The 22,699-nt window shown below is 65.2% G+C and carries 26 protein-coding genes; 12 read left to right on the top strand and 14 right to left on the bottom strand.

All coding sequences use genetic code 11. The features are described from left to right. Nucleotides 1–29 precede the first annotated feature (29 nt). Entirely contained in the window at nucleotides 30–737 is a 708-nt protein-coding gene (locus tag HV786_RS22710) for a GntR family transcriptional regulator (RefSeq protein WP_128830224.1), read from the top strand. Nucleotides 738–787: 50 nt separating this feature from the next. On the opposite strand, the gene HV786_RS22705 is transcribed toward HV786_RS22710, so the two are convergent. Continuing rightward, the gene (locus tag HV786_RS22705) at nucleotides 788–1,327 is read right to left on the bottom strand and encodes an antibiotic biosynthesis monooxygenase (RefSeq protein ID WP_128828742.1); all 540 of its coding nucleotides are present in this window, start codon (nucleotides 1,325–1,327) and stop codon (nucleotides 788–790) included. Between the two features lie 201 nt (nucleotides 1,328–1,528). Here HV786_RS22705 and hpxZ point away from each other — a divergent pair, with 201 nt between their 5' ends. Both hpxZ and HV786_RS22695 read left to right on the top strand, forming a co-directional pair. Then, nucleotides 1,529–1,903 (top strand): oxalurate catabolism protein HpxZ, encoded by a 375-nt coding sequence (gene hpxZ / locus HV786_RS22700; protein ID WP_128828743.1) that lies wholly within the window; start codon nucleotides 1,529–1,531, stop codon nucleotides 1,901–1,903. A 155-nt stretch (nucleotides 1,904–2,058) separates the two neighbouring features. Continuing rightward, nucleotides 2,059–2,613 carry an NADPH-dependent FMN reductase gene (locus HV786_RS22695; RefSeq protein ID WP_128828744.1) on the top strand — a complete coding sequence of 185 codons (555 nt, stop codon included), beginning with the start codon at nucleotides 2,059–2,061 and terminating at the stop codon, nucleotides 2,611–2,613. A gap of 732 nt (nucleotides 2,614–3,345) precedes the next feature. Here HV786_RS22695 and HV786_RS22690 read toward each other — a convergent pair. Next, on the bottom strand, nucleotides 3,346–3,561 hold the full coding sequence (locus tag HV786_RS22690) for a dodecin (RefSeq protein ID WP_062842102.1): 216 nt from the start codon (nucleotides 3,559–3,561) through the stop codon (nucleotides 3,346–3,348). 366 nt (nucleotides 3,562–3,927) lie between these two features. Beyond that, the gene (locus HV786_RS22685) at nucleotides 3,928–4,830 is read right to left on the bottom strand and encodes a LysR family transcriptional regulator (protein WP_128828745.1); all 903 of its coding nucleotides are present in this window, start codon (nucleotides 4,828–4,830) and stop codon (nucleotides 3,928–3,930) included. A gap of 112 nt (nucleotides 4,831–4,942) precedes the next feature. On the opposite strand from HV786_RS22685, the gene HV786_RS22680 reads away from it, so the two are divergent. Then, nucleotides 4,943–5,737 (top strand): SDR family NAD(P)-dependent oxidoreductase, encoded by a 795-nt coding sequence (locus HV786_RS22680; protein ID WP_128828746.1) that lies wholly within the window; start codon nucleotides 4,943–4,945, stop codon nucleotides 5,735–5,737. A gap of 27 nt (nucleotides 5,738–5,764) precedes the next feature. Further along, complete coding sequence (locus HV786_RS22675) at nucleotides 5,765–6,778, top strand: zinc-binding alcohol dehydrogenase family protein (protein WP_175211892.1); 1,014 nt, start codon at nucleotides 5,765–5,767, stop codon at nucleotides 6,776–6,778. A 64-nt stretch (nucleotides 6,779–6,842) separates the two neighbouring features. Here the strand turns inward: HV786_RS22675 and HV786_RS22670 are convergent, their stop codons facing one another. From HV786_RS22670 to HV786_RS22655, 4 genes are all read right to left on the bottom strand, one after another. Further along, the gene (locus tag HV786_RS22670; RefSeq protein WP_056323418.1) at nucleotides 6,843–7,199 is read right to left on the bottom strand and encodes a hypothetical protein; all 357 of its coding nucleotides are present in this window, start codon (nucleotides 7,197–7,199) and stop codon (nucleotides 6,843–6,845) included. Nucleotides 7,200–7,266: 67 nt separating this feature from the next. Further along, nucleotides 7,267–8,169 carry an aldose epimerase family protein gene (locus HV786_RS22665; RefSeq protein WP_128828747.1) on the bottom strand — a complete coding sequence of 301 codons (903 nt, stop codon included), beginning with the start codon at nucleotides 8,167–8,169 and terminating at the stop codon, nucleotides 7,267–7,269. Between the two features lie 248 nt (nucleotides 8,170–8,417). Beyond that, on the bottom strand, nucleotides 8,418–8,627 hold the full coding sequence (locus tag HV786_RS22660) for a cold-shock protein (protein WP_062842107.1): 210 nt from the start codon (nucleotides 8,625–8,627) through the stop codon (nucleotides 8,418–8,420). 194 nt (nucleotides 8,628–8,821) lie between these two features. Continuing rightward, nucleotides 8,822–9,286: a hypothetical protein gene (locus HV786_RS22655; RefSeq protein ID WP_128828748.1), complete on the bottom strand. Its 465-nt coding sequence runs from the start codon at nucleotides 9,284–9,286 to the stop codon at nucleotides 8,822–8,824. 257 nt (nucleotides 9,287–9,543) lie between these two features. On the opposite strand from HV786_RS22655, the gene mutS reads away from it, so the two are divergent. The 3 genes from mutS to HV786_RS22640 all read left to right on the top strand — a co-directional run bounded on the left by mutS (nucleotide 9,544) and on the right by HV786_RS22640 (nucleotide 13,828). Further along, entirely contained in the window at nucleotides 9,544–12,198 is a 2,655-nt protein-coding gene (mutS, locus tag HV786_RS22650; protein WP_254599505.1) for a DNA mismatch repair protein MutS, read from the top strand. Beyond that, a complete protein-coding gene (locus HV786_RS22645) occupies nucleotides 12,195–13,388 on the top strand; it encodes a ribosomal protein uL16 3-hydroxylase (protein ID WP_128828749.1) in 1,194 nt (397 codons plus the stop codon). Before mutS ends, HV786_RS22645 begins: the two co-directional genes overlap by 4 nt. Nucleotides 13,389–13,606: 218 nt before the next feature. Then, nucleotides 13,607–13,828 carry an endopeptidase gene (locus HV786_RS22640; protein ID WP_175211891.1) on the top strand — a complete coding sequence of 74 codons (222 nt, stop codon included), beginning with the start codon at nucleotides 13,607–13,609 and terminating at the stop codon, nucleotides 13,826–13,828. A 188-nt stretch (nucleotides 13,829–14,016) separates the two neighbouring features. Here the strand turns inward: HV786_RS22640 and bamC are convergent, their stop codons facing one another. From bamC to HV786_RS22620, 4 genes are all read right to left on the bottom strand, one after another. After that, nucleotides 14,017–15,141 (bottom strand): outer membrane protein assembly factor BamC, encoded by a 1,125-nt coding sequence (gene bamC / locus HV786_RS22635; RefSeq protein WP_128828750.1) that lies wholly within the window; start codon nucleotides 15,139–15,141, stop codon nucleotides 14,017–14,019. A 17-nt stretch (nucleotides 15,142–15,158) separates the two neighbouring features. After that, on the bottom strand, nucleotides 15,159–16,064 hold the full coding sequence (gene dapA, locus HV786_RS22630) for a 4-hydroxy-tetrahydrodipicolinate synthase (protein WP_056323399.1): 906 nt from the start codon (nucleotides 16,062–16,064) through the stop codon (nucleotides 15,159–15,161). A gap of 88 nt (nucleotides 16,065–16,152) precedes the next feature. Further along, a complete protein-coding gene (locus tag HV786_RS22625; RefSeq protein WP_056323397.1) occupies nucleotides 16,153–16,800 on the bottom strand; it encodes a site-2 protease family protein in 648 nt (215 codons plus the stop codon). Between the two features lie 69 nt (nucleotides 16,801–16,869). Next, entirely contained in the window at nucleotides 16,870–17,496 is a 627-nt protein-coding gene (locus tag HV786_RS22620) for an L-threonylcarbamoyladenylate synthase (protein ID WP_056323394.1), read from the bottom strand. A gap of 84 nt (nucleotides 17,497–17,580) precedes the next feature. On the opposite strand from HV786_RS22620, the gene ypfJ reads away from it, so the two are divergent. From ypfJ to HV786_RS22605, 3 genes are all read left to right on the top strand, one after another. After that, a complete protein-coding gene (gene ypfJ / locus HV786_RS22615; protein ID WP_128828751.1) occupies nucleotides 17,581–18,432 on the top strand; it encodes a KPN_02809 family neutral zinc metallopeptidase in 852 nt (283 codons plus the stop codon). A 213-nt stretch (nucleotides 18,433–18,645) separates the two neighbouring features. Further along, nucleotides 18,646–19,182, top strand: coding sequence for a hypothetical protein (locus tag HV786_RS22610; RefSeq protein ID WP_056323388.1), 537 nt, complete (start codon nucleotides 18,646–18,648; stop codon nucleotides 19,180–19,182). Further along, a complete protein-coding gene (locus HV786_RS22605) occupies nucleotides 19,179–19,943 on the top strand; it encodes a DUF1828 domain-containing protein (RefSeq protein WP_128828753.1) in 765 nt (254 codons plus the stop codon). Before HV786_RS22610 ends, HV786_RS22605 begins: the two co-directional genes overlap by 4 nt. A 5-nt stretch (nucleotides 19,944–19,948) precedes the next feature. On the opposite strand, the gene HV786_RS22600 is transcribed toward HV786_RS22605, so the two are convergent. The 3 genes from HV786_RS22600 to HV786_RS22590 form a co-directional block, all read right to left on the bottom strand. Next, complete coding sequence (locus HV786_RS22600) at nucleotides 19,949–20,224, bottom strand: hypothetical protein (RefSeq protein WP_128828754.1); 276 nt, start codon at nucleotides 20,222–20,224, stop codon at nucleotides 19,949–19,951. 231 nt (nucleotides 20,225–20,455) lie between these two features. After that, complete coding sequence (locus HV786_RS22595) at nucleotides 20,456–21,112, bottom strand: N-acetyltransferase (RefSeq protein WP_128828755.1); 657 nt, start codon at nucleotides 21,110–21,112, stop codon at nucleotides 20,456–20,458. A 136-nt stretch (nucleotides 21,113–21,248) separates the two neighbouring features. After that, entirely contained in the window at nucleotides 21,249–21,977 is a 729-nt protein-coding gene (locus tag HV786_RS22590; RefSeq protein ID WP_175211890.1) for an ArsR/SmtB family transcription factor, read from the bottom strand. Nucleotides 21,978–22,057: 80 nt separating this feature from the next. On the opposite strand from HV786_RS22590, the gene HV786_RS22585 reads away from it, so the two are divergent. Then, nucleotides 22,058–22,699: MFS transporter (locus HV786_RS22585; RefSeq protein ID WP_175211889.1), on the top strand; the 642-nt coding region annotated here is incomplete at its 3' end.

The raw sequence follows: 22,699 nt of genomic DNA, 5'->3' as shown, positions 1-22,699 counted from the left end.
CCACCACCCGCAACGCCTGGAGCCTCGACATGGACACCGCCTTCGCCGCCATCGACATGCCGCGCACGCTGGCCGACTCCGCGTACACCACGCTCAAGCGCGACATCCTGGATTTCCGCCTGGCCCCGGGCGACCGCTTCACCGAGACCGAGATCGCGGATCGCCTGCACATCAGCCGCACGCCCGTGCGTGAGGCGTTGTTCCGGCTGGAGCGGGAAGGCTACCTGGAGGTGCGGCAGCGCAATGGATGGCTGGTCAAGCCGCTGGATTTCGAAACGCTGGATCATTTCTATGAGCTGCGCAGCGTGCTGGAAGCGGCCGCGGTGCATGCGCTTTGCGCGCCGGGCCAGTCGCCCGATCCGCTGCTTGCGCTGCGCCCGCTTGCCGAGACGTGGCTGGTGGACGAAAGCGAGCGTTCCAGCGATTGCGAATGGCTGGCGGATCTGGACGAACGCTTTCACGTCGAGCTGGTGGCGGCCGCCGGCAACCCGGAGATCGCGCGCGTGCACCGCGCCGCCACCGAGCGGATCCGCATCGTGCGGCGGCTGGATTTCACCCAGCCCGACCGCATCGGCACCACGTACCGGGAACACGCCGCGATCCTGTCTGCCGTCCTGGCGCGCGATGCCGCAGGCGCGGCCGAGCTGTTGCGCGCGCATATCCAGGACAGCCAGAACGCCGTGCGCAAGATCACGCTGCACCGGCTGTACTCGACCCGCCGCGCCAAGGCCGCGTGAAGGTGAAGAACGCCGCCGCGCCCGGCGCGCGGCTCAGCGCCCTCGCGGCCTCAGCCGGCGCGCAGCCAGCGATGCAGCACGCGCGAGATGAATGGAATGCAGAAAAACACCATGATGGGCGTCAGTATCACGCTCGTGATTAGCACGCGCCAGAACACCGGCAGGATATTCAAGTGTTCGCTCACCAGCATCGAGAACACCAGCAGCACCGGAAAGTAGGCCAGCCAGATGCTGACCGCCTGCTTCCAGCGCGGCGGCGTGCTGGCCTTGGGCGCAAACCAGCCTTCCGTGCCCTTCACGCGATGCTCGTGGCTCGCCCGCACCAGGCTGGCGCCGCGCTCCAGCCACATGCGGCGCGGCAGGGATTTCTCCCACCGGTTCAGGCTCGCCTCGTCCGTGAAGCGCAGCAAGATCTGATATTCGTCGCCGCCTTCGGGCGGCTGCAGCACGCCAGATCCCAGAAACCCCGGAAAGCCCGCCGCCAGGATTTCGCCCTGGCGCATCCAGGACAGGAAATCGCTATAGCGTTCGGGCGCGATGTGCCGCGTCACCATCATGGTGACCGGAACGGAAACGGCGGATGCGGACATGGTGATACTCCTGGGGCAGCGTGCAGCGTGTTATGCACGTTAACCCTAGCAAACGGCGTGCCAGCCTTGCAGTGCAGCAATCCCGCCTTGCGAGGGCATCCGTGGTCCGGCGCGTGGATATTTGCGCACCGCAACACACCCCATATTGGTGATTACCCCTACCTCACGCACCAAGCTGGTGCATATCGGAGATACGCAGCAATGGACATCAACCTGCCCGACGTCGTGGCCGAGGTCACCGCGGTTGTCGAACGCTATGAAGCGGCGCTGGTTTCCAACGACGTGGAAGTGCTGGACACCTTGTTTTGGAACAGCCCTCATACCCTGCGTTACGGCGCCGGCGAAAACCTCTACGGTTACGACGAGATTCGCGCCTTCCGCGCTCAGCGTTCGCCGCAAGGCCTGGCAAGACAGGTCCTGCGCACCGCCATCACCACCTATGGCCGGGGCTTCGCCACCGCCAACCTGGAATTCCAGCGCGACGGCAGCGCCCGCACCGGCCGCCAGAGCCAGACGTGGATGCGCACCGCCGACGGGTGGCGCGTCGTTGCCGCCCATGTCAGCCTGATGACGTGACATCGTCAATCGCCCGCGTACCGTCAAGGCGCTTGGGAGCCTGCGGGTAAGGCCAACATTGCCAAACGCCATGTGAATATTCGCAAACGGCATTGAGCCCGGACTTCTGCAGGTCTACACTGGCCGTTCCCTTTTCCTTGTTGGAGCCCCTGCTCATGAGCACATACAAGATTGCGGTTTTCGTCGGAAGCCTGCGCGCCGCCTCGATCAATCTGCGCGTGGCGCGTGCGCTCGAAAAGCTGGTTCCGGCCGACTTCAAGTTCGAGTATGTGAGCCTTGGCGACATCCCGCTGTACAACCAGGACAACGAAAACAACCTGCCCGCCCCCGCCGCCAAGCTCAAGCAGCAGATCGCCGACGCGCAGGGCATCCTGTTCGTATCGCCCGAGCACAACCGCTCGGTCCCGGCCGCCATCAAGAACGCCATCGACTGGGGTTCGCGTCCGTGGGGCCAGAACTCCTGGACCGGCAAGGCCGTCGGTATCCTGGGCGCATCGCCCAGCGCCGCGGGCACGGCCATGATGCAGCAGCACCTGCGCAACATCCTGGCCGCCGAAGGCGCCAACGCGCTCACCACGCCGGAAGCCTTTCTCCAGTATTCCGAAGGCCTCGTCGACGACCAGTTCACCATCACCAACGAAGGCACCCGCAAATTCCTGCAGGGCTGGGTGGACCGCTACGTCGACTGGATCAAGAAAATGAACGCCTGATCTGCCGCCGACGCCGGCCACGCCCCGCGCGTGCCGGCGCCGATCGCCCGATCTACCTCCGGGCGATCAAGCCCCTCGATGCGTCGAGGGGCTTTTTTTATGGTTGGGTGTCAGACACCATCGCATTTTCCAGCTCGCCCCCACTTATCCCCTCCAACTGTGGAGAAAGGTGAGGACAGCCTTGGGGCAGATCCAAAATTCCCTGTCTCGCCAAGCACTTGCGATGCGCGGTCAATAAATGCGCAATCATCCATATGGACGATTTCTGGCGGAGTTATCCCCGCTTTTCGGTGCTGTGGGGACCCTCAGGGCGACGGCGCACGCCCAAGTGTGGATTGTCCCCGCGTTCTGTGGACAAGGATGAGGACAGTATGAGGGCAGGTGGAAAATCCTGTTTCATATCAATGCCCTGCAGAGCGTGGTCAAGAAAGGCCCAAACGCGGTTTAACCGTGCTGGGGTTGTCCCCGCCAAATGTGGATAAGCCTGAGGACAGTCTGCGGGTACTCTGCCAAAAGCCTTGTAGATCATCGACTTGCAGGGTGCGGGCAAGAATCGCTCACCGCGCCGCCGCCGCAGAGCGCGGGATGAGGATGAGATGGGACGGTGGACAAGCGGACAGGCTTGTCCCCATGGAATGTGGACAAGCCTATGAACAGTCGCACAACAAGTGCAGAAACTCGTTATGCGACAGTCACTTGCGAGGCGTGGTCAAGCAATGACCAGCGGCGGGATCAGGAATCGCCTTCCAGGCGCATGCCGATCTTCAACCCTACCTGCCAGTGCGCCACCTTGCCGTCCTTGATGTGGCCGCGCACTTCGGTCACCTCGAACCAATCCAGGTTGCGCAAGGTTTCGGACGCGCGCTCGATGGCTTTCGCGATCGCATCGTCGGTGGACTTGGTGGAAGAGCCCACCAACTCGATCTGCTTGTAGACATGATTCGACATAGCTCGTCTCCGCATATGGGGGTGAGTCGTGAATCGTCGGTGCTTTCGCCGTGTTCCGGCGCTTACGACCGGCAATCCATTCGAACATACAGGATACCTGCGCAGCGATAAGGTGGTGTTACGAGTTCCGTCGCGCGGTCTCGACCGGCGACGGAATCGCTTTTGCAATGCGAAGCAAAGGAGATCACCCCTGACCGAAAGACCATCGAGCGCGCGAAGCGGGACAAGCGCGAAGGCAAATCAGCATCCACGCAAGCCGGCGAAAAAGCAGGCAGCAGGCGGGCATCATGCGGCGCATTGATATGGCGGACTGACAAGGCGAACGGATGCGGCGTGGATATACCGCTGCCATTCTTGAACGTGCGGCTAGCCCGCCTCGAATGCCTTGAACCGTTCCTGCAGAAATTCCCGCAAGCGCCGCACCGCGGGCGATAGCAGCATGCGATGCACGCACAGCAGATAGAGCGGCGACGGCTCGCTGCCATACCCGGCCAGCAATTCGACCAACCGGCCCGCGCGCAAGTCGCTCAGCACGTCGTAGCGCGATTTGTACGCGATGCCGTGCCCAGCCAGCGCCCAACGCCGCACCAGGTCACCGTCGTCGCCCACGCGATCGCCTTTGACCGGAATGGTGAGGCTGGTCCCCTCATGCTCGAAGGTCCAGCGATCGTGCAGCGTTTCGCCCAATACGAACGACAGGCAGTTGTGGCGGCGCAAGTCGGCCGGCGTTTGCGGCACGCCGTGCCGCGCAAGGTACGCGGGCGCCGCGCATACGACACGCCGGTTGTGTTCGGATAGCGGCAGTGCGACCAGACTGGAATCGTTCGGCGTGCCGTACCGCACGGCGATGTCGACCGGTTGCCGGTACAGGTCCGCCAGCCGGTCGCTGATGCGTAGCTGGAAGTTGACGCGCGGGTGCTGGCGCTGGAATTCGTCCAGCCACGGCAGCAGCACGTGGCGGCCCAGGTCGGACGGGATCGATACCGACAAGGTGCCGGCAATGTCCGTCTTGTCGCGCGCCATTGCGTTCTTGCCGGCTTCCAGAGTGGATATCGCCGAGCGCGCATACTCCAGATAGCGTTCGCCATCGCTGGTCAACCGCAGGCTGCGCGTGGAGCGCACGAAGAGCCGCGTTTCCAACTCTTCTTCCAGCCGCTTGAGGGCGGCGCTGGCCACGGCTGGCGTCAGGTCGAGCTCGCGCGCGGCGGCGGAAAAGCTGCCCAGATCCGACGCGGCAACAAAGATCTTCAAATCCTCGAATCGGACCACTTCGCCCTCATTTTCAAAAATTTATTGAAACTGCCTGCGATGCTAGCCCGTTTTTCATCGGTTCGGAGTGGGTAATCATGCATTCATTCCCCAACACGCAAGGAGTTCCCGCATGAAAATCGAACTGAACGGCAAGAAGGCGCTTGTCACCGGATCGTCCGGTGGCATTGGGCTGGCGATTGCCATTGGACTGGCCGAGGCCGGCGCGCAGGTCGTCCTGCACGGCCGCAATGCAACCAAGCTGGCGCAAGCCGCTGAGACCGTCACGCAGCAAGTTGCAGACGCCCAGGTCACGACCGTGCAGGCGGACCTGGCCACCGCGGACGGCGCCGCCTCGGTATGCGCCGCGCATCCCGACGTGGACATCCTGGTCAACAATGCCGGCACCTTCACGCCCAAGTCCTTCACCGAAATCACCGACGACGACTGGCAGTCCATGATGGACACCAACGTCATGAGCGGCATCCGGCTGTCGCGCTACTACCTGCCGCGCATGCTGGCCGCCAACTGGGGCCGAATCGTGTTCATTTCCAGCGAATCCGCCGTGCAGATTCCCGCCGAGATGATCCACTACGGCGTCAGCAAGACCGCCCAGCTCGCGGTCTCGCGCGGCCTGGCCGAGCTGACCGCCGGCACCAACGTCACCGTCAACGCCGTGCTGCCCGGCCCCACCCGGTCCGACGGGGTCGCCGACTTCTTCGCGGAAATGGCCAAGGAGCAAGGCGTCTCGCAAGCGCAGATGGAGCGGGACTTCATCGCCCAGCATCGTCCCACCTCGCTGCTGCGCCGGCTGGCCACCGTGCAAGAAGTGGCCAACATGGTCGTCTACACCTGCTCGACCCAAGCGTCGGCCACCAACGGCGCGGCCCTGCGCGTGGACGGCGGCGTAGTCCGCTCCATCATCTGAATCCCTGAACCGCCGGACGCTCCCGCCATGAAAGCCATTGCCTACTTCAAGAACCTGCCCGCCGACAACGCCGACGCCCTGCAGGACATCACCGCCCCCGAACCCGTGCCGGGCGACCACGACCTGCTGGTGGACGTGCACGCCATCTCGGTCAACCCCGTGGATGTCAAGATCCGCGCCAACCGCAAGCCCAAGGACGGCCAGCCCGAAATCATCGGCTGGGACGCCGCCGGCATCGTGCGCGCGGTCGGCGCGCGCACCAGCCTCTTCAAGCCGGGCGACCGCGTCTGGTATGCCGGCGCCCTGACCCGTCCGGGCGCCAACAGCGAACGCCATGTCGTGGACGAGCGCATCGTCGGCCACATGCCCAAGAGCCTGGATTTTGCGCAGGCGGCCGCCCTGCCCCTGACCACGATCACCGCTTGGGAACTGCTATTCGACCGCTTGCGGGTCCTGGACAACGCCGCGCCCAGCCAGCGCAGCCTGCTCGTCATCGGGGCGGCCGGCGGGGTTGGCTCGATCCTGGTGCAGCTGGCGCGACAGCTCACCGGCCTGACCGTGATCTGCACGGCCTCGCGTCCCGAGACCCAGGCCTGGGTGCGCGACCTGGGCGCGCATCACGTCATCGATCACACCCAACCGCTGGCCGGCGAACTCAAGCGCATCGGCTTTGACAATGTGAGCTACATCGCCGGCCTGACGCACACGGACGCGCATTTCCCGCAGATGGCCGAAGGGATTGCGCCGCAGGGCAAGATTGCGCTGATCGACGACCCGGCCGCGATCGATGTGCGGCTGCTCAAGGGAAAGTCAGCCTCGCTGCATTGGGAATTCATGTTTGCCCGGCCGCTGCACAACACGCCCGACCTCATCGCGCAGCACGAACTGTTGAATCAAGCTGCCCGCCTGATCGACAACGGCACGCTGCGCACCACGCTGGGCGAGCACTACGGCAAGATCAACGCGGAAAACCTGCGCCGCGCCCACGCCTTCATCGAAAGCGGCAAGGCGCGCGGCAAGATCGTGCTGGAAGGGTTCTAGAAACGCGGCGATCCCGAGCGGGATCGCGTGCGCCGGCGCCCCGCGCCGGGCGCGATCAGGCCAGTCAGCCTCGGCCTTCGCGCTTGGCGCGCGCGTGCGGGTCGTTGATTTCGGCTTCCAGTTCGGCGATCAGCCACTGGAACCAGCCGTTTTCCGTGCGGGCATAGACGGCGGCCGCCGGCGTCTTGCCTTCGCGCCAGCCCGGCTGGTGCGTGTCCATCCAGGCCGACAGGCTCTTGTGCGGCGCCAGCAGACCGGACAGCCAGGACCACACATAATCGGGCACGTTGCGGCGAAAACCCTTGGCGCTGGCGTAGATGGTGGGCTCAAGCGGCAGGTTGCCCGCGCGAGCCAGCTTGGCCTGTGTCCGGCGAAGCGTCTCGACCGCAGCCTGCAATTGTTCGGTGCTGAGCTTTTTCACGTAACGACTCCTGATTCTGGTTTGAGCGGATTATCGCCGCAGGGTGCGGCGGTTACCAAGCTGCCATTCACTTTTTCCGCGCTGGCGCAAGCCCCAGCAGAAGCGTGGCGGCAAAACGCTCTCCAGGTTCCAGCACCTGCATGCCGGTCCGGGTATCGCCGGCCGCCGCCAGATTGAAGGCATCGGCCACGTTGCTGACCGGTTCCACACAAAGAAAATCCGAGCCCGGCGCCGTGTACACAACCAGATGCGCGAACGCCGGGTCGGCATGCAGCGCCAGTTCGTGGCCGTCGGGCCAGTGCAGCGTCGCGCGGCCCTGCCATTGCGACAGGTACGTGTCGCAGCCCTCGGCGGACTGGCGCAGCTCTCGCACCGTCGTCGTCTTGCTGCCCGTGGGCAAGCCATTCTCGTCCGACGGCCAGATGCGCCGGGCGTGCAGCGTGACGCGCTGCGCCGTGAAATACGGATGGATGCCCATCCCGCACGGCATCGGCGTGTCGCCTCGATTGGTAATGGCCATCTTCAGGCTCAGCCCGCGGCTGTCCAGCCGCCAGCGCTGCACGCATTCAAACGGCCAGGGCCACCCCAGCACGCCGGCCGGCTGCTCCAGCACCAGATCGACACTGTCGGGCGTCAGATTGCGAACCTGCCAGGACTGGAACAGCCCCGAGCCATGAATCGCCTGCGGCCGGTTGGGCACGGACTGCAATGCGTAGCGGGCGCCATTGAACGTGAAAACGCCATCGCGGATCCGGTTGGAATACGGCGCCAGCGGGTAGGATCCGGCGCGCGGCCATCGGCCCGCCGGCCATTCGGTGGCGGTCAGCGGCACGATCCAGTCGTGTCCGCCGGTGGACAGCCGCGTCAGCCGCCCGCCGCCGCCGGGCGCGAACTCGGCCTGGTGGTCGCCGCTGGAAATGGAAACGCGCTCGCTGGCATCCAGCACGTCAGGAACGGCAATATCGGGCATGGCGTTGAAACTCCCGCGGCGTCCACACGCGCCACGCCGTGCAGATTGTGCCCGGCGGCGCGTTGGGGCTGCAAGTTGGCGTAGCCGGGGCGCCGCTCACGCGCCTCGGGCATCCCACCCATAAGTCCCACCCCAAACAGCAATGCCGACCGTGATCCAAAGTCAAAGGGCCGAATCCCTTGCTTCAAAGGATTCGGCCCCACTTGCTAGGTGCCAGCCCGCTTGCCTTAAGGCAAGCCAGCCAGTTCTTAAATCGGTTTGATCATTGTCGCCTGAGGACCTTTCTGTCCTTGGCCGGCGACGAACGTCACGCGCTGGTTCTCTTCAAGAGATTTGTGCCCGCTGCCCTGAATCTCAGAGTAGTGAGCGAAGAGGTCCTTACCGCCCAGCTCCGGCATGATAAAGCCGAAGCCCTTGTCGTTGTTGAACCACTTCACAATACCAGTTTCAATCTTCAATGTAAGTCCTAGATTTTCCAGGGAAAAGTATCCCTGTACGCACTATGGGTCATTAACGGCCACAAAGATACGACCGTTACTAAATGACGCATGTGCCTGCGATGCCACTAAACGCAATCTTGGAAGCCCTGGGCGCTACGCTTCTTGCTCCCGCAGGCCCGGGCGACCGTCGCCGTGTCAGCCACCGACATCAATCAGCGGCCGCCAACCGGCCGGCGCGTATCGGCCTTGCCGTCCTTGCTGCGCCGGAAATTCGTGTCCAGCGCGCCGTTGTAGTTTTTCCGGCTGGAAGACGATGAGCCATCGCTATAGCGGGTGTCGTAACCGCCCGTGTAATTCTTCCGGCTTGAAGAGGAAGAGCCGTCGCTGTAACGGGTATCGTAGCCGCCGGTGTAGTTTGACCGGCTGGTGGAGTTGCTGCCATCGTTATAGCGGGTGTCAAAACCGCCAGTGTAGTTTTTCCGGCTGGTGGAGGTCCTGCCATCGCTGTAGGTCGTATCGAAGCCGCCTTGGTAGTTGGAGCGGCTCGACGACGTGGTGCCATCGTCGTATCTGCAATCTTCCCCGCCTTGGTAATTGGCTCGGCAGCTGTCTGCCTGCGCGCCCGCGGCGGCGAGCAAGGAAAGCACGACGAAAGACAGCAGGGATTTGACTTTCATTTTGTTCCCGATGGCGTGGAGGTCAATGTCATCGCACCGCGTTGTTGTGCGGCCAGGCGACCAACATAGCGACATTTGCCGCGAGCAACTGCGCATCCATTTCCAAATGCGATTTCAGCCGGTTTCGGGGCGATTCAGCCTATTTCGTGTGCGCATCATTCGTCCATGTGCCCCGTCATGCGAAAAATCGCAACCCGCCGCCAAATCGCCACCCGACGGCTCGGCGGGGACTTGCCCGCCCCGATACAATCACGGGCATGAATTCTGCACTGCAAAATACCGCCGCCGACGCCCACGCGGGCCACACCCCCATGATGCAACAGTACCTGCGCCTCAAAGCCGAGGCCGGGCCGTTGCTGTTGTTCTATCGCATGGGCGACTTCTATGAAATGTTCTACGAAGATGCCGAGCGTGGCGCGCGGCTGCTCAATCTGACACTGACCAAGCGGGGCTCGTCCAACGGCGTGCCCATCCCCATGGCTGGCCTGCCGGTGCATGCCATGGAGCAATACCTGGCCCGGCTGGTGGCCATGGGCGAGTCCGTCGCCATCTGCGAGCAGATCGGCGATCCGGCCGCGTCGAAGGGGCCGGTCGAGCGCCGCATCGTACGCATCGTGACGCCCGGCACCTTGACCGACGACGCCCTTCTGCCGGCCAAGGCGGATCGCGCGCTGGCGGCCATCTGCGTCAGCGGCAGCGCTCGCGCGCCGCGCGCGGGGCTGGCGTGGCTGAATCTGGCCAGCGGCGAATTCCGGGTGACCGAATGCGCGCCCGCGCAGCTGGAATCCGAATTGCACCGCATTGCGCCGGCGGAGATCGTTTGCGCCGACACCGCGGAGTTCGACTTTCCGTTCGAGGGCGCCCGCTCCCGCGTGCCGGACTGGCACTTCGAAAGCGACGGTGCGCGCGCACACCTGCTGGCGCATTTCAAGACGGACACGCTGGCGGGCTTTGACATCGAAGACATGCCGGCCGGCATCTGCGCGGCCGGCGCCTTGCTGCGCTATGCCGCGCGCACGCAGTCGCAGGCACTGGCGCACGTGCAAAGCCTGTCGGCCGAGCGGCCCGGGCAGTTCGTGCTGCTGGACCCGGTCACGCGGCGCAACCTGGAACTGACGCAGACGCTGTCGGGCGAAGACTCGCCCACGCTGTTTTCGCTGCTGGACGGCTGCCGCACGCCGATGGGCAGCCGCCTGCTGCGCCGCTGGCTGCATCACCCCTTGCGCGAAAACGACCAGGCGCTGGCGCGCCAGCAGGCCATTTCGGCGCTGCTGGCCGGGCGCATGGACGTGGAGCAGACCTTTGGCTCGGCCGGTCTGCTGGAAGCGCTGCGCGCCGCCCTGAATGCCTTTCCCGACATCGAGCGCATTGCCGCGCGCCTGGCGCTGCGGTCGGTGCGCCCGCGCGAACTCGCCAGCCTGCGCGACGCGCTGCAGGCCTTGCCCGCGCTTGCCGACCTGGTCGAACCGATGTCCGCCTCGCCGCGCATCGGCGAACTGATCTCGCATCTGTCCGTGGACCCTGCCCTGGCCGCCCTGCTGGTGCGCGCCATCGCGCCTGAGCCTGCCGTGGCGATTCGCGATGGCGGCGTACTGGCCGCCGGCTTTGACGCCGAACTCGACGAGCTGCGCGCATTGGCCGCGGACGGCGGAGACTTTCTCGTCCAGCTCGAAGCGCGCGAGCGCGAGCGCACCGGCATCAGCAACCTGCGCGTGGAGTTCAACCGCGTGCATGGCTTCTATATCGAGGTCACCAAGGGCCAGACGGCGAAGGTGCCTGAAGACTACCGCCGCCGCCAGACGCTCAAGAATGCCGAGCGCTACATCACGCCCGAGCTCAAGACCTGGGAGGACAAGGTGCTGTCCGCACAGGACCGCTCGCTGGCCCGCGAAAAATGGTTGTTCGAGCAATTGCTCGACGTGCTGGCCGAGCACGTGCGTCCGCTGTCTGACTGCGCCGCGGCGCTGGCCGAGCTGGATACGCTGGCCGCGCTGGCCGAACACGCGCAGCGCCACGACTGGATCGCGCCCGAGCTGTCCGAGCAGGCCGACATCGACATCGAGGCCGGCCGCCATCCGGTGGTGGAACGCGCCATCGAACGCTTCACCCCCAACGGCTGCCGTCTGGATCCCGCGCGGCGCATGCTGCTCATCACCGGCCCGAACATGGGCGGTAAGTCGACGTACATGCGGCAGGTGGCGCTGATCGTGCTGCTGGCGCGCATTGGCAGCTTCGTGCCGGCCTCGCGCGCCCGGATCGGCAAGATCGACCGCATCTTCACCCGCATCGGCGCCGCCGACGACCTGGCGGGCGGACGCTCGACCTTCATGATGGAAATGACGGAGGCCGCGGCCATCCTGTCGGCCAGCACGCCCAACAGCCTGGTGCTGATGGACGAAATCGGACGCGGCACGTCCACGTACGACGGCCTGGCGCTTGCGTGGGCCATTGCGTGCCGTCTGCTGTCGCACAATCGCGCGCTGACGCTGTTTGCCACGCACTACTTTGAACTGACCCGCCTGCCCGCCGAGCAGCCCACGGCCGCCAACGTCCACCTGGCCGCGGCCGAGTCGGCGGGCGGCATCGTCTTCCTGCACGAAGTGCGCGAAGGCCCCGCCAGCCGCAGCTACGGGATTCAGGTGGCCCAGCGCGCGGGCGTGCCCGCCGCCGTCATCCGGCAGGCGACGCGCGAGCTCGAACGCCTGGAAGCGCAAGGCGCCCCCACGCCGCAGCTGGGGTTGTTCTCGGCTGCGGCCGAGGCCGACGCCCAGGCGTATGCGCAGGCCGAACGTGCAGACACCATCGAGGCGCTCGACTCCCTGCGCGAGGAGCTTTCCGCCATCGATCCCGACAGCCTCACCCCGCGCGAAGCGCTGGATGCCCTTTACCGCTTGAAGAAGCACCTCCAATGAACCTCGACCATCCGCTTGCGCTCCTGGGCAATCAAAGCCCCAACGACTTCATGCGCCGTTACTGGCAGAAGAAGCCGCTGCTGATCCGCCAGGCCATTCCGGCGTTCAAGCCGCCCGTCACCATCGCGGCTATCAAGAAACTCGCGCGCCGCGACGACGTGGAGTCGCGCCTCATCTGGCGCGAGAACGGCGAATGGCAGATGGAAAACGGCCCCTTTGCGCGTCTGCCCAAGGACAACGAGGGCGACTGGACGCTGCTGGTGCAGAGCGTGGACTTGCATAGCGATGCGGCCGCCGAGCTGATGGCCCAGTTCCGGTTCATTCCGGACGCCCGCCTGGACGACGTGATGATCAGCATCGCCAGCCACGGCGGCGGCGTCGGCCCGCATTTCGACAGCTACGACGTGTTCCTGCTGCAGGCGGCGGGCGAGCGCGAATGGCGCTATGGCCGCCAGAAGGACCTGTCGCTGGAACCGGACTTGCCGCTCAAGATCCTGAGCAACTTCCAGCCCGAGGAAAAGGCGGTGCTGGCGCCCGGCGACATGCTGTACCTGCCGCCGCAGGCCGCCCACGACGGCATTGCCATGGGCGATGGCTGCATGACGATCTCCATCGGTTTCCGGGCGCCGACGCAGGCGACGCTGGCGCGCGGCCTCCTGGAAGCGGCCGCGGACCAGGTCATGGCCCGCGTGGGCCTTCTGGGTGGTCCCTACGGCGAACCCGCCCTGCCCGGCCCGAAGCTGTCGGCCGTGTACCGCGATCCGGCCCAGCCGGCCGTGGATACGCCCGCGGCGCTACCCGACGCACTGGTGGCCGCCACGCTGGAAACGGTGGAAAAGCTGCGCTTTGACGACGCGCTGGCGTCGCGCTTTCTGGGGTGCTGGCTGACCGAGCCCAGCAACCTCAGCGTGTTCGACGCGCCCGAGGGGATGGACGTCGATCTGGAGGACGACTGGCCCGCTTCGGGACGTCTGGTGCTGGACCGCCGCAGCCGCATGCTCTATCGCGGCAAACAGCTGTTCATCAACGGAGAAACCGCAATGACGCCCGCGGATGCGGCGTTGCGCCTGCTGGCCGATTCACGTAGCCTGGATTGTGCGCATCCCGCCTGCGCCCGACTTTCCGACGAAGCACGGGCATGCTTGGCCGATTGGCTGGACTCGGGCTGGATTCATTACCGAGCCGAGTAGTATCTGGAAACGTTCGCGTATCCGTGTCACACAGAAAGAAATCAGGTCTGTGAACCGGGTCACATCAAGAAAGACATAACACCAAGCTGAAAGGTTTGTTGCCGTTGGGATGCGAACGATTTAACTTTCCTACGCGATCGGCCTGAACCTTCCTGTAGCCTGAGTTCTGGTTTCCCCTAACGGGGTTTCAAGAGTCGTCATCTACAGGAGTTCAAATAATGATGAGCAAAACCTTGATTATTGCCTCGGTGCTGGCCGTCGCGCTCAGCGCTTGCAACAAGAAGGAAGATGCCCCGGCGCCGGCGACCAGCCCGACTCCCGGCGCCACCACGCCCGCGCCTGGCGGCACGCCGCCGGCCTCGCCCGCACCGGCGACCCCGGGCACGACGCCTGGCTCCGGTTCGACCACCCCGGGCGGCTCGACCACCCCCGCGTCGTAATCCTTCAGGCACGAACCCCCGCACTGAAGACGCAAAAAAACCCTGGCATGTGATGCCAGGGTTTTTTTGTGCCTTGCCGGAACGTAAGCGACGGCGAAGTCCGCGCTTGCCGCCGGCCGGGCATGGGCACCCGACCCGGGGGCCCTGCCGGCGGCCGCTGCGCGTGAGCGCGCGGCCCGGCGATTCAATTACATCTTGTCCTTCAGGACGCTCAGCAGGCGCTGCGCGGTCGGGCTGCTGTCAGGCGTACCGTTGGCGTCCAGGACCGAGACGGTCGTCTGTTCGCCGTTGCCCACCAGGTGGATGCGGTACTGAGCTGCCTGCGCCTTCTTGTCGCCAGAGAACATGCGGCTGAAGAAGCCGGGCTGTTCCATCTTTTCGCCGGTGTCGGTGTCGACATAGCGGACGAAGTAGTCGCCGGAGGAACGATCGCGGTCATCGACTGCGAAGCCGCCGCCATCGAGCGCCACGCCGACACGACGCCAGGCGCGGTCGAAGGATTCGCTGACGATGAGCGACGCGCCCTGGGCACGGACGTCCTGCTGCACGGCGGGACGCTGCGGCGAGGCCTCGGCCTGCTGCACCAGCTTGCGGGCATTGTCGACGTCGGTACCCAGGAAGACCATCATGCGCGCCAGCATCGCGGCGTTCAGGCCCGGGTCTTCCTTGCCGTTCTGCCACTGCACCTGGCCGCCGTCGGAGCCGACACGCTTTTCGAGCATCTGGCGGTGGCTGACGTAAATTTCGGTGTGACCGTTGACGCGTTCGACGCGGGTGCGGAATTTCTCGCGCTCGCCGCTATCCCACGCCGATTCCAGCACCGCCCCCAGCGCCTGGCGCAGCCAGCTTTCGGGGATCTTGGCGCGGTTCTCGGCCCAGTCGGTTTCGATCAGGCCGGCACCGGGATTGTTGGTGGCGACGGTAAAGCCGCTTTCGGTCCAGAAGTCGATCAGGCGGGGGAAAACCTGCTCGGGCGGACGGTCCACGACGAGCCAGCGCAGATCGCCGTCGCGTTCGACGCGCATGTCCGAACGGTTGGGAAGCACGTTGCTGGTCTTCGGGGCGCTGGCCTGGGCCACACCCTGTTGCTGGAATTCAGAGAAGGTGGTGGAACCCGAGGCCGGCGCGCGGTAGCGGGGATCGCTATTGGCCTGCGTTAGGTCGGGCGGGATGCTGAGAGGCTCTCCACGCTGGTTTACCGCGCTCTTGTAGTCGACCGATTCTTCATTGCCCAGGAATTGGTTGACCTCGGAGCACCCGGCCAGCAACACCAGAGACATCAATGCCGACAAACCGGCATGACGTTTGTTCATACGTTTCCTCACGATATTTAGAGCAGTCCCGTTTCCTGGAGCGCATTGCGCACCGTTGCGTGATGCTGCGCGCTCAGTTCGACCAGCGGCAGCCGGTAGCCCAGCGCGCTGCGGCCCATTTGGGCCAACGCCCATTTGACGGGGATGGGGTTGGCTTCGACGAACAAAACCTTGTTCAGACGCGCCAGGAACGCGTTAAGTTCACGGACCTTGGGCACATCGCCCGCGAGGGCGGCGGCACAGAGGTCGCGCATGAGCTTGGGCGCCACGTTGGCCGTGACGGAAATGTTGCCGCGCGCGCCCAGCAGGATCAGGGCCGCAGCGGTGGGATCGTCGCCGCTGAAGACTTGGAAGCTGGCAGGCGCTTCGCGCAGCAAGAGGCCGCCGCGGGCGATGTCGCCGGTGGCGTCCTTGATGCCGATGATGCCCGGCACCTGCGCCAGGCGCAGGATCGTCTCGTTGCTCATGTCGGCAACGGTGCGGCCCGGCACGTTGTAAAGAATGGTAGGCAGGTCGACGGCTTCGGCGATGGTGCGGAAGTGGCGGTACAGGCCTTCCTGCGACGGCTTGTTGTAGTACGGAACGACCGACAGGCCGGCCTGCGCGCCCACTGCCTTGGCGTGGCGGGTCAGGTGGATGGCTTCGTCGGTGGAGTTGGCGCCCACGCCGGCAATGACCGGGATGCGGCCGGCGGCATGTTCGACGGCAACGCGGATGAGTTCCGCGTGTTCTTCCATGGAGACCGTGGGCGACTCCCCGGTGGTGCCCACCACCACCAGCGCGTCGGTGCCTTCCTGGACATGCCAGTCGATCAGCGACCGGTAGGCAGCGTAGTCCAGGCTGCCATCGGGTTGCATTGGGGTGACCAAGGCCACCATGCTGCCCTGGAAATTAACGCCTGCGGCGGTAGCAGGGGATGCCATAGATGTCGGGCTCCAAAACCCCACGGCGGGATTGCCACAGGGCCTGATTCAGTGAAACCGCTGAGTTTAACGGATATTGGGTGGAATCTTACAGAAACCACTGAACGATCGTCGTTCCCAGCCCGAGCACCGGTTGCATCAATAACCAGAGCACATCGGTGACCAGCAGGACAATGACGATGATCAATCCATAGGGCTCGATTTTCGAGTATTGCCAGGCCAGGCGATTGGGCAGGAGGCTGAAGAGAACGCGTCCGCCGTCCAGCGGCAGGATGGGCAGCAGGTTCAGCGCCATCAGCACCAGGTTGACGTTGACGCCCGCCACGGCCATTTCGAACCAGAAGCTTTCGTGCAGGCCGCTTTCCATGAAGAGCCGCAGCGACAGGGCCCACAAAATGGCCATGAACAGGTTGGCGGCCGGTCCAGCCAGCGCGACCCAGGCCATGTCCTTTTTGGGACGGCGCAGGCGGCCGAAGTCTACCGGCACCGGCTTGGCCCAACCGAAGAGCAGGCCGGGGCTGCCCATGAGCTTGGAGGCCAGCAGGATGGCGACCGGCACCAGCAGCGTGCCGACGGGGTCGATGTGGCGGGCGGGATTCAGGCTGACCCGTCCGGCCTGGTAGGCGGTCGGATCGCCCAGCATGCGCGCCACGTAGCCGTGCGCCGCCTCATGCAGGGTGATGGCGAAGATAACCGGTATCGCGTAGACCGCAATGGTTTGGATGATGTCATTCATGGCGAACCGGATTGTAGATGAGCCGCGCGCCAGCGCGGCGCGTCTCGTGCATCGTGGCGAGGGGGAATATCAGACAAGTCCGAGGGTAGCGGGATCGCCGCGGCCCAGGCGCACGACGACCGGCTCGTCGCCGGTCAGGTCGATCACGGTGGTGGGCGCTTGCGGGCAGGCGCCCGCATCGATGATGGCGGCCAGATCGTGGTCGTAGCGCTCGCGGATTTCCTCGGCGTCGTTCAGCGCCTCGGTTTCATCCTTGGGGATGAGCGTGGTGGACAGCAGCGGCGAACCCGCCTGTTCCAGCAAGCCCAACAGGACGGCGTGATCCGGCACGCGGATGCCGATGGTCTTGCGCGAGGGGTGCGACACGCGCCGCGGCACTTCCTTGGTGGCTTCGAGGATGAAGGTCCAGGGGCCGGGCGTCGCGGCTTTCAGCAGCCGGTATTGCTTGTTGTCGACGCGGGCGAAGTGGCCGATTTCGGCCAGATCGCGGCACAGGAGGGTGAGGTGATGACGTTCGTCCAGACCCCGAAGGCGGCGCAGCCCGTCGGCGGCGCTTTTGTCGTCCAGGCGGGCGACGACGGCATAACTGGAGTCGGTGGGCACAGCCACCAGGCCCCCGTCATTGAGCCATTGCGCGGCTTGCTTGAGCAGCCGCGGCTGGGGATTTGCGGGGTGGACAGAGAAATACAAAGCCATGGGTTTATCCTAACATCCTTGAAGGCCGCCCAATAGCGCGGCGATGCAAAATGGCGGTAATGACGATCCGCCCGGAGAACCAGTATGCGCCTCGATAATTCGCGCCAGAGCGACAATGTGGAAGACCGCCGTTCCAGCGGCCCACGAATCGGCGGCCGCGGGACCATTGGCATAGGCACGATAGTACTTGCCTTGGTGGCGATGTACTTCGGCGTGGATCCGCGCGTGGTCCTGGACATGGCGGAAGGCCCGGCCGTGCAGGAGCAGGCGCCCGCCTCGGCCCCGCCAGCCAACGATCCCCAGGCCGTTTTCGTGTCCAAGGTCCTGGGCGAAACCGAAGACGTGTGGACCGGCATCTTCCAGAAGGAATTGAACCGCCAGTACGTCGAGCCCAAGCTGGTGCTCTTTCGCGGCGCCACGCCCACCGCCTGCGGCACCGGCCAATCCGCCATGGGCCCCTTCTACTGCCCAGGCGACAGCAAGGTCTATATAGACCTGTCGTTCTTCGACGAACTGCAGAACCGGTTCAAGGCCCCCGGCGATTTCGCGCAAGCGTACGTGATTGCGCATGAAGTCGGCCATCATGTGCAGCACCTGCTGGGCATCTCGGACCAGGTGGACCAACTGCGCCGGCGCAACCCCTCGCAGGCCAATGCGTTGTCGGTTCGGCTGGAACTGCAGGCGGATTGCTTTGCCGGCCTCTGGGCGCAGCGCGCGGATGCCGCGCGCAACATTCTGGAAGGCGGCGACGTCGAAGAAGCGCTGGCGGCCGCCACCGCGATCGGCGATGACCGCCTGCAAAAGCAGAGCCAGGGATACGTCGTGCCCGATGCCTTCACGCACGGCAGCTCCGCGCAGCGCGTGCGCTGGTTCAAGCGCGGCCTGGAAAGCGGCAGCATCAAACAGTGCGACACATTTGGCGCAACGTCTCTGTGACGCCCGGCGCTGCGCGGCCCTCGCCCGCTCCGGGCCGCACAGCGCCAACACCTGTATATCCATCCAGGCCGCAGACCCCGGCCGTCTTCATCTTGTAAGATTACGCCCCCTCGCAATGCTGCGCGCGCGTGTCTTCACCGCGGCGCGGCGGGGCGCAGCGCATGCCGCATGCACGTTTTGCCTCGCGCGCCCCCAGACCCTAGATTCGTTTCCATGGCCAACAAGTTCGAACCGCTAATCACCGTTGATGAGGTGCAAGAGATTCTTGCCGAACCCAAGGAAACCGCCAAGCCGATCCTCTGGCTGCCGAAACCCGCCGCGGGCAATGCCCAGTGGATGGAGTTCAGCTGTCCATGCAAGATCAAGGGCGAGGTGCGCGAAGACGTGATCTTCCGCGTCATGTACCGGGGCGCCCGCACGGCGGTGCATGGGCAGGCCACCATCTTCCTGACCGAGGCGTTCTGCGCCAGTCTCTTCGTGGGCCCGCACCGGGTATATGGCGTCGATACCGACGACTCGTTCCACACCAGCCTGGTGGGCGCGGACCGGCCGCAATATCGCAAGCCGCTTGCCGACCGCAGCCATGAACACATCTGGGTCGAGGAAGGCGAAGGCTATGCCGAGCCCATCGTGCCCGCGCTGGACACCATCGGCGCGCTGATGCAGTATTTCCTGCCGCGAGCGAACCTGACGCTGGCCGGCGGCTTTGCGCATCCCCTCAAAGGCCGCCAAATCGAACTGATCCTATGAGCAATTTTCTGGAAGCCTCCGGCTGGACCGTCCTGCCGGCGGGCGTACACGCCATTCGCGCCGTCTCTCCCATGACGTTGGGCCTGGACGGCCAGCACGCCGCCTTTTTCATCGCGCATCCCGATGAGTCGTCGTTCTACCTGACCGACGCCTGTGAGACCGCCATGCATGCCTCCACCTTTGGCATCGACGTGGCGGCCAAGCGCATCGACATCCTGAACGAGACGCCGGGCGTCACGCTCGCCCATTTCGACCGGTCCGGCGCCATCGTGGCCGAAGGTCCGATCGAGCAGTTGCAGGAAGCGCTGTGGGACGCGGTAAAGCTGGCGATGGCCTTGTCGTTCAATTGCGCGAAATGGATGCCGCGGTTCAGCCAGCTGCGATTCCGCGCGCAGGTGGGCCGCGCGCTGGCCGAAGGCGTGGGCGTGAACCGCATGGTCAAGGGCGCGCGCGCCAAGGGCAGCAGCGGTCACACGGCGGACTTCGCGTACGCAGTGCGCGCGGCAGGCAGCACCGCCCTCACCTACATCGAGCCGATCGCCCTGAAGGCGGGCAAGAAGATGGACTGGACGCAGGTCTACCAGACCCACGGCAAGATGTCGGATGTGAAGATGGCTGATGCGCGCAACTCGCGCATGGTGATTCTGGAAGACGGCGCATCGGCCGAGGAATTCAAGAAGGCCGTGACGATCCTGGAGCAGTCCGCCACCGTGCAGACGCTGGCCAAGACCCGTGACTGGCGAGAGGTGTTTTCCGCCTAGCCGTCTCAGGACGGCGTGTTGGTCAGGCCGTCGACGATTTCGCGGCCGTGCACGATGGCCGCATGCACGGCCTCGCGCGGACTGTAGACGAAGCCGCCGCCGGCAAACTGGGGCACGGGGTACTCGTCGCCGCCTTCGAGTATGGCGCCTGCCTGGACAACCATCACCGAGGCAGTGAAGACAGGGCCGCTGGCTTCGGCCGGGGGCTCGATAGCGCCGCCGCCGCGGGACACCTTGGCCGTGAGGCGGTATCCCTTGTAGATCAAGTTGTTCTGATGCACTTCGGTAGTCCTCTATCTGCCGTCGAGCATACTCCGTGATTTCATGACAATCCGGATAAGTTTTGTAACTCAAGCAGAAAATAGAAACACTGTTGCGCCAACGCAGGCGTGTCCCCGTTTCTCAAATGTTGAGAAGCAAATCCGCTTTCAAGCCTGAAAGGTAGCGCCGGCGCGGCTTGCGAGCCGGCGCCGGCGCTGCACGCATCGGCGCCCGCCGCCAATTCCAGGGGATTACCCTAGGGTCTGTTGCGAAAGCGCATCCTCGGACATATTCATCCCTGTCGCGCGCATGTAGTCGTCCAACCGCCAGCCCTTGCCGAGCAGGATCATGCGGGTATGCAGGTCATCGCGCACGCGGGGCGCCACGTCGCGCCCCAGGTAGGTGAGCTGTTTGCAGCGCAGGTCCACGTAGCCCAGCGCATAGTGGCGCGACAGTCCCATCCACAGGCGGTGCGCGCCGACAGACTGGCGGGCGCCGCTGAGGATGCACAGGCCCGCGTCCAGCGCCCACCGGTACACCGCGGTGGCCAGGCCCATGCCTTGGTAGGGCGCGGCGTACTTCGAATGCGGCGCGCGCACGTAGGGATCGGCGCGCCGGCCCACTTCGATCAGCCGGTTGAACACCGTATAGCCCGCCAGCCGGTCCCGCCGCACGTCCACCACATACACGTAATACTCGCCGTCGGCCTCGCGATAGCGAAGCACGATGCCAGGAATGTCGGTCTTGACCTCCGGCAATCCATGCAGGCGGTCCATCGGACGATTCATGCGGTTGTGGATGGCATCGAGCTCCTTGTCCACTTCTTGGGGACTATGGTTAACGTCGATGCGCAGTTCCGTCACGATCGACATGACGTGACGGAACGCGTGCAAGGCCAGCGTAGGCAAGGCCACCTCCTATACAGGGTTGAAGAACGGTCCGTGAGGGACGGGAGACGTAAAAAAAGCCGCATCCGCGGCTTGAAAAGTTGTGTGCGGGTGCACCGCCGGTCAGGGCGGTGAATGGGGCCAGGCGAGGAATCGATCACGCTGCTGCATGCGCGTCCCTTTGGGCTGCGGGCTGGTCGCCCGCCAAGCCAAAAAATGCCGGGAATTGCCGTTCGCCCTTGGCCGTGATGCGCAATGCGCGCGAGTCCAGGTCCTTTGCGACCCAGCCGCGCGCGAGCAGCGCATCGAGCAGCGCCGCGCCCAAGGCGCCGCCCAGATGGGAACGCCGTTCGCTCCAGTCCAGGCACGCACAAGCGAAGCGGCGGCGGCGCTGGCGCGCCAGGGCCACGTCGACGCCCACTTGCGCGAGCGACGCTTCGCCTAGCGGCGTGAGCACATAGTCGCGTCCGTCCGGCGTCAGCCAATGCCGGCCCAGCATCGCGTCGTGGATGCGCACGGCCAGCGTGCCGGCCATGTGGTCGTAGCAGGTGCGGCTATCGCGCAGCGCGGATGGCGTGGTCGGCTTGAACGGCGCGCGCTCGGCGCCCGCCACCACCAGCAGCGCTTCCAGCGCGTGGCCGACATCGCCGCTGGCCAGGCGGTAGTAGCGGTGCTTGCCCTGCACGGCCATTTCCACCAGGCCCTGATCGCGCAGGCGCTGGAAATGGCTGCTGGCCGTGGACGCGCCGATGTCGGCGGCCGCGGCCAGTTCCGTGGCGGTGCGCGCGCGGCCGTCCAGCAACAGGCACAGCATGCGTGCGCGCGCGGGATCGGCGATGGCGCCGGCCACGGCGGACAGGTTGATGTCGGCGAACTCGGAATCCATGATTCGATATCGGCCAAAGTGTTGTGTGTAGGGCGTAAGCATACTTCGCCGCATCGAAACTCGCATCACTCGCCCAGACCATGTCCGCCTCCCCTCCCTTTTTTGGCTGGAAAGTCCTTTGCGCCACCTTCGTGCTCGCCGTCTTCGGTTGGGGCGTGGGTTTTTACGGTCCGCCGGTATTCCTGCACGCCGTCGTCCAGCGCACCGGCTGGAGCGTCGCGCTGGTATCGGGCGCGGTCACGCTGCACTTCCTGGCCGGCACGGTGGTGGTGGCCAACCTGCCACGTCTTTACCGCCGCGTCGGCGTCGCCCGCACGACCGCCGGCGGCGCGGCGCTGCTGGCCGTGGGCGTGGCCGGATGGGCGGTGGCGCAGACTCCCGCGCAGCTGTATGCCGCCGCCGCGTGCAGCGGGATGGGCTGGGTGACGTTGGGCGCCGCCGCCGTCAACGCCCTGATCGCCCCCTGGTTCGTGCGGCGGCGTCCGGCCGCCCTGGGCATGGCCTACAACGGCGCCAGCGTCGGCGGCGTCGTCTTTTCGCCGCTATGGGTGTTCCTGATCGCGCACGCCGGCTTTGCGCAGGCGGCGTTGTGGGTCGGGCTGGCGATGGTCATTGTCATCGGCGTGCTGTCGCACAAGGTGTTTTCGGTGACGCCTCGACAGCTTGGCCAGGCCCCGGACGGCGACGCGGGGGGCAAGCCGCCCACAGCCACGCAGACCGCG

Origin of the sequence: Achromobacter mucicolens (assembly GCF_902859725.1) — a bacterium.
Lineage (GTDB): Bacteria > Pseudomonadota > Gammaproteobacteria > Burkholderiales > Burkholderiaceae_B > Achromobacter > Achromobacter mucicolens.
The sequence above is the reverse complement of the archived record's forward strand: the minus strand, read 5'-3'. Positions and strand labels throughout refer to the sequence as shown.